Source organism: Planktothrix paucivesiculata PCC 9631 (assembly GCF_900009265.2).
Lineage (GTDB): Bacteria > Cyanobacteriota > Cyanobacteriia > Cyanobacteriales > Microcoleaceae > Planktothrix > Planktothrix paucivesiculata.
In genome coordinates this window covers 4859-10181 of record NZ_LR734994.1, presented here as the reverse complement: position 1 = coordinate 10181, position 5323 = coordinate 4859, and the positions used below count along the sequence as shown (strand labels likewise).

At 41.0% G+C, this 5323-nt stretch carries 6 protein-coding genes and 1 pseudogene; 2 read left to right on the top strand and 5 right to left on the bottom strand.

Annotated elements, in window-relative coordinates; translation table 11 throughout:
- The 5 genes and pseudogenes from PL9631_RS03475 to PL9631_RS03455 all read right to left on the bottom strand — a co-directional run.
- Positions 1–548 (bottom strand): annotated as a pseudogene (locus PL9631_RS03475) (hypothetical protein); the annotation flags it as partial.
- A 348-nt stretch (positions 549–896) separates the two neighbouring features.
- A complete protein-coding gene (locus PL9631_RS03470) occupies positions 897–1346 on the bottom strand; it encodes a hypothetical protein (RefSeq protein ID WP_083616991.1) in 450 nt (149 codons plus the stop codon).
- The gene (locus PL9631_RS03465; protein WP_083616989.1) at positions 1318–2481 is read right to left on the bottom strand and encodes a hypothetical protein; all 1164 of its coding nucleotides are present in this window, start codon (positions 2479–2481) and stop codon (positions 1318–1320) included. Before PL9631_RS03465 ends, PL9631_RS03470 begins: the two co-directional genes overlap by 29 nt.
- A gap of 55 nt (positions 2482–2536) precedes the next feature.
- Positions 2537–3112 carry a KilA-N domain-containing protein gene (locus PL9631_RS03460; RefSeq protein WP_083616987.1) on the bottom strand — a complete coding sequence of 192 codons (576 nt, stop codon included), beginning with the start codon at positions 3110–3112 and terminating at the stop codon, positions 2537–2539.
- A 301-nt stretch (positions 3113–3413) separates the two neighbouring features.
- Entirely contained in the window at positions 3414–3578 is a 165-nt protein-coding gene (locus PL9631_RS03455) for a ribbon-helix-helix protein, CopG family (RefSeq protein WP_156090443.1), read from the bottom strand.
- 115 nt (positions 3579–3693) lie between these two features.
- Between PL9631_RS03455 and PL9631_RS03450 the strand changes: the two genes are divergently transcribed.
- Positions 3694–4014, top strand: coding sequence for a helix-turn-helix domain-containing protein (locus PL9631_RS03450; RefSeq protein ID WP_083616983.1), 321 nt, complete (start codon positions 3694–3696; stop codon positions 4012–4014).
- Between the two features lie 94 nt (positions 4015–4108).
- The gene (locus PL9631_RS03445) at positions 4109–5233 is read left to right on the top strand and encodes an AAA family ATPase (protein ID WP_197046252.1); all 1125 of its coding nucleotides are present in this window, start codon (positions 4109–4111) and stop codon (positions 5231–5233) included.
- Positions 5234–5323: the final 90 nt, after the last annotated feature.

The following is a 5323-nucleotide window of genomic DNA, read 5'->3' as shown; positions in this document are numbered from 1 at the left end:
TTGATTCCCGTTCCCGAAAATAAAGGTTCGTTTACTAATTTTTCTATTAGTTTTTCTAACCCATTGTTGTTTCTCCTAATTTCCGAATGTTGCAAAACTTCTGGAATAGCTTTAATTAAAGCCAAGTTGCGTTCTTCTGAGATTCTCAGGGATTCTTGAAGTTGTTTCGACTCGGTGATATCAATTCCAAATATTGCTATTCCTAATTCGTATTTTCTAGCTGATATTAAAAAGAACTTCTTTGGAGTCCTGCATTCAATTTCCCAATTACCAGAGTCTAAATCTGATTGAATGAATAAACCCATTACCTCTCTTAGATTATCGCCATTGTTTAGCCAGCCCAGGGGTTGGTTGCAAAAATCCTCTATGGTTTTATCAAAATATCCAGCCATTTGTTCATTGACCGAGATATAGGTTAAATTGTATGAAATATAACTAGCTAAACCAGGACAAGTAGATAAAAAGATTGAGATTAAATCGCATTCAGTTTCGCACCCTTCGCCAAGCTCAGAGCATCGAGTTTCGGATTCTGGTATATTTTTTTTCATGGTTATTATTTACTTTCTACCTACTGTTTTATCTAAAAAAATGATTGCTAACTTTATATCAATTATGCTAACAAATTTGTATTATAATGTCAATAATCTTATGTTATAGTTATTTTAAGATAGAATTAGGTTAGGATTTTAACCATGCAGCATTATTCTTATCGAATTGTTGTTTGTACACTTTGTCTAATTGCAATGATTTCACTATCTGGGGGAATCTATTTATCAATAATTGATAAACCAATCCCAGAGAGTTTAATTGCGCTTGGGGGGAATGCTATTGGAGCTTTAGCAGGATTATTAGCCCCTAGTCCTATCCGACATAATTCTGATTAATAAAGATTAAAATTAACTATTATTTTTTACTGCTAAATCTAATTGGGCTTGAGCATTTTCTTTGCGAATTTCAATCTCACGGGAATCGTTATCGGTGCGGTTAGAGCCTTGGGATAAGGAATCAATTTTGTCCTTAATTTGGAGCCATTTTTGATGAGAGGTTTCAGCCCAAGATTGAACTTCCCAGTCATGGATTTGTTGACAAACTTCGGGGGGAATCCGATCATCTAATCCGAGATTTCGATAGCCCGATGCCGCACCGCACCCATTTCGATTACAAAGCGGGTCAGGGTCATTTGGATTTAAGCCATCAATGACTAATTCAGAACGGGTGATAAAGCCGGAATCATGGCAACAGAAGCAGTTCCACCGGGGTTTCCAGATTTCCTTTTCTTCGGGGGAAGTAGCGCGGGGGTTTAATGCTGGGAGTTTTTCAAAGACTGGGGCTGTTGGGGCTTGCATTGGTCGATTTAGAAATGGACATTTCCAGATTGGCGAGTTCAGTTGGGGAGAGGGTCGTTAATCGTCGTTGCCGTTCTACCTTTGTCCCGTTCTTTTTCGCGTCTAATTGGGCTTTTAGCTTCTCCTTAAATGAATGCCTTGATTCCTCTGTGTGCGCCCCCAAGGGTTCAGATGTCGCTTGATAGGTTTGCGTTAAAGCACTTTCTTGTGCGGGTGCGGCGGGAATATGAACGCGACTCAAAATCACCCATTCCCAAAAGTCCGAACGTTCAAAGGAATCGGGTTCAATGGCCAGGAATAGTTTTCGGACATCTTCTATAAATGGGGTTTGAGATTTGGCGATCGCAATTTCCTGTACCCAAGCCTCAAACTGCGGGTGCTGTTCCCAGTAGATTTTTTCCTTAGCCAACTGACTTCTGAGAGCCTCGGCTTCTTGGAGTTCACGATTGCGGACTTCATGGGGGGATTTTTTAAATTGAGAGTAGTAATCTTCAAACCGGGGATTTCCTGTGGAATCGGAACTTGCTAACCAATCGGGAATAGAAGCAATTGGCTTGGTAAATCCCTCCGTCTTCTTCTGAACAAAATTTAAAAATCTCTCTCGCTCCGGTTCTGAGAGAGTATTAAAAAAGTCTTTATAAGTCTTAAGAGTATGAGGAAAATCCGACCCGCTCTGGGTAAGGGTTTCAGGCGTTGAATCGGACAACTTTGTCTTATTGCGGACAACTTTGTCCTGGCTCGGACAACTTTGTCCAGACTCGGACAACTTTGTCTTATTGCGGACAACTTTGTCCTGCTGTGGACAACTTTGTCCAGACTTGACGGTAGCCAGATTACGGCTTTTCATATCTACGATTTTGAATTCCCAAAGCTCCATTTCTTCGAGCTTGTGCATTGAGCGTCTGACCTGTCTTTCCGATAGTCCGACAGTCGCTGCGATTTGTTCTGGGTTTGGTGTTTCTTTTAAGCGATCGCCATAAGGGTCAAGCATCTGAAGGTAGCTCCACACACACCAATCGGCGCTGGTTAATTTAGCTCTGATGGCTTTGATTGCTGCCCAATTCGGAGTCTGGTAGTAGAGCGATGGTTCCACATCTAACATCGGGCTATCGGGAACAATTGACAATTTAGGCATTTTATTCTCAATAAATAAACTTGAACTTCTTATCTGTACTAGATTTCAGCGTTTCCTACCCGTATTTTCGAGATGTCCAATACCCTATTTCTCGTAGTTCCTGTCGCTGTCGCTGCTTTCGTTCCTGTGGGGTTTCCAAATAAATCCATTGCTCATCAATCGGGATGGCTTCAAATTCGGCTTGAGTCATTTGTGGGTACAATTCTGGCGGTGTCCATGCTTTAATTTGTGCGGGTTCTGAGGATTGAGGTTGAGCGGTTCCCGACATCCATTGCACAACCCATTGAGTAACCTGAACTGCAAACTCTGGACTCAACCACATGGCCAGGTGGACTGCGACTTGAGGATGTACCCAAGTTCCAGATACGGACAAGTTCGCTTTATTTCCACCCTGAAACACTTGAATTAACGCCATTGCCGGATTTCCGGTTAACGGGTTTCGGGCGATAATCTCTATTCCTAGATTCTCGGAGAGGGCCGCAAGATATTCCTTGGTGGTTTCATTTTCAAAGTAGTGACTCCACTTTTTCCCCGCCGCCTTACAGAGAGCAGTGGCGTTGAAATATCCGTCCCCCCGCCGTTGCCCGATGGGACTGTCGTTGGCTGAATGAAAAACTAAAGTTGAGGTCATAATTTATCCTTTGGTAGATTTGGACTTAGATTTGGTGAACTTCAACAAAATTGTTTTAGCTTGAGCCTCGGTCAAATCATTGGGATCTAATTTGAGGGATTTACCTTTTTCGAGGTGGTCGTATTCGCAGTATTGGCGGACTAATTCGTGGCGGTGGCATACCCACCCACAGGATTTACAAAGGGAACTATCTAAGCCGGGGATTGAGTATTTGACTCCGCAGGAACACTTAAATAAATCTTCTGAATTAATCCAATCAAATAAACAATTAGAGTTTTGGGAGTTTTGAGCTAACATTTATTTATCTGTCTAGCTTTTCTTTGAGGTTTAAATAAAGCTCTACTGCTTCCTCAACGACATAACTAATTGGTCTTTTTAAAAGGGTTGCCTTTTCACGAAGTCGAGAATCAAGGGCCTCATCAATCGTTAATGTTCTTTGGATACGATTCGGTGATGTCTTTTTCATATACTTTATTTTGCTAATATCTACCAGATTGGTATTTATTTTTTTAGTATAGCTTCTTATTTACCTGTTTGGTAATTGAGTCTACCAGAAGTTTTGCATTTACAAAGAGGGGAAAATGGACAGAGAAGAAAAAGCAAGATTTGCCGAAATCGTTATAAGTCTAAGGTCAGGCAGGAATGTCAGGAGTTTTGCCAAGATTGTGGGAGTTTCGCATCCAACGATTCTTAAGTGGGAACGGGGCGAGGGCGAACCCCGAAGGGAAAATTTAGAGCGGATTGCCGAACTTAGGGGCGAAACCCTAGATACCCTTTTGGCTTTCCTTTCTGGTCAGCAATCAAGCCCTCAAGAAAGGGTTTTTTTAGCCATCCAAGGAGCTTCCAAGGAACAATTAGCTGGTTTCCTTGAGGCAATTGGTCATCGTCTCAAAAATCTTTAAGAATGCAATAAATCTTTATATTTACCAGATTGGTAAGTAAAGTGATTATCTGTTATGGTAAGTACATCAACCAAAATGGTAGGTGTAGAAGTCAATGGCAAAATTACCAACAACATTCACAAGCCTTGATTTAACTGGGTTTCAAATTGTTGAGAAAACCAATTACAGGGAAGTAACCGGGTCAATGGTAGAAACAACCTGTGCGGTTCTACAAAAGAATCGGGTAGGGATTGTGGTACGGTCGGTTCAGGCGGGTCTTAAATCTATCTATGGGATTGGGGGAAGTGCTGATACGGTTTGCGCTTTATTAAAGGAATGGAGAGCCGAGAATTTATCAAGTCTCAAACAAGGTAAGAACGATAAGGATTTAGTTAGTGCAATCCTTGAAGCCTCTGATGATGGATTACTTGAAGAAGCTGATATTCCCGAAGAATATTTAACTGTGGCTCGTCAAATGGCGATCGCATCTTACCGACTGGCTTTCCAAAAAGCTGATACTTGTATTAGTGGTGAACGTCTCAAACAATTAGCTAGTGAGAACGACCTTTTAACATCTCAACTCAAGGAATTTCCTCAACTCAAACTTGAATTAGATTTCTATAAGTCCGAGTATGAGCGCCAACGGGCTGAGTTGAAAGAAGCCTACATGAACCTAAACCGTCAACAGTTAGCTGACAGTGATAATTTCCGACAACAATTAGATTCTCTCTATCAGGAACGTAATGATTTAACGGTTAAACTTTCTGAAGCTGAGAAACGTTTACTTGAAGTTTCTGACCTTGAAACCAAAGAACGAGAACGTCAAGGTGAAATTTCTCGTCTCAATGGTCAATTAGAAGCACGGGAACGAGAAATTTCCTCGCTTCATAGTCAAACCCAATCCTTGCAATCTCAAATTGGGGAGAAGGAAGTTCTGGAATCTCAAATGGAACAATTGCGATCGCAACTCAAAGAAGCCAATGAGACAATTATTAATTTACAATCTCAACAAAAATCTACGGTTGCCCTAGAAGTTGATTCCCTTGAATCTGAGCAAATAGAAGAACTTAAATTTGAACTTGAGGAGAAGATCGCCGCCCTCAATAAAGCTGAACTCCAGTTAGTAGAACAGGATGCGGAAATCAATAACTTGAGAACTCAACTCAAACAAACTATCATTCCCCCAATTCCTGCTTCGGTTACTTCTATTAATTCGGGTAAGAAAAAAGTTGCTAAATAATCAATAACGTTATTCCCATAGCAGAAAGTGTTTTGGGAATAACAGAATAACAAATAACAGGGATAACAGAATTTGTTATGGGAATAACAG

Bases quoted from the DNA above. Each gene is read 5' to 3' on its own strand.
- PL9631_RS03460 (WP_083616987.1), bottom strand. From the start codon at position 3,112: ATGACCTCAACTTTAGTTTTTCATTCAGCCAACGACAGTCCCATCGGG.
- PL9631_RS03470 (WP_083616991.1), bottom strand. From the start codon at position 1,346: ATGCAAGCCCCAACAGCCCCAGTCTTTGAAAAACTCCCAGCATTAAAC.
- PL9631_RS03450 (WP_083616983.1), top strand. From the start codon at position 3,694: ATGGACAGAGAAGAAAAAGCAAGATTTGCCGAAATCGTTATAAGTCTA.
- PL9631_RS03465 (WP_083616989.1), bottom strand. From the start codon at position 2,481: ATGCCTAAATTGTCAATTGTTCCCGATAGCCCGATGTTAGATGTGGAA.
- PL9631_RS03445 (WP_197046252.1), top strand. From the start codon at position 4,109: ATGGCAAAATTACCAACAACATTCACAAGCCTTGATTTAACTGGGTTT.
- PL9631_RS03455 (WP_156090443.1), bottom strand. From the start codon at position 3,578: ATGAAAAAGACATCACCGAATCGTATCCAAAGAACATTAACGATTGAT.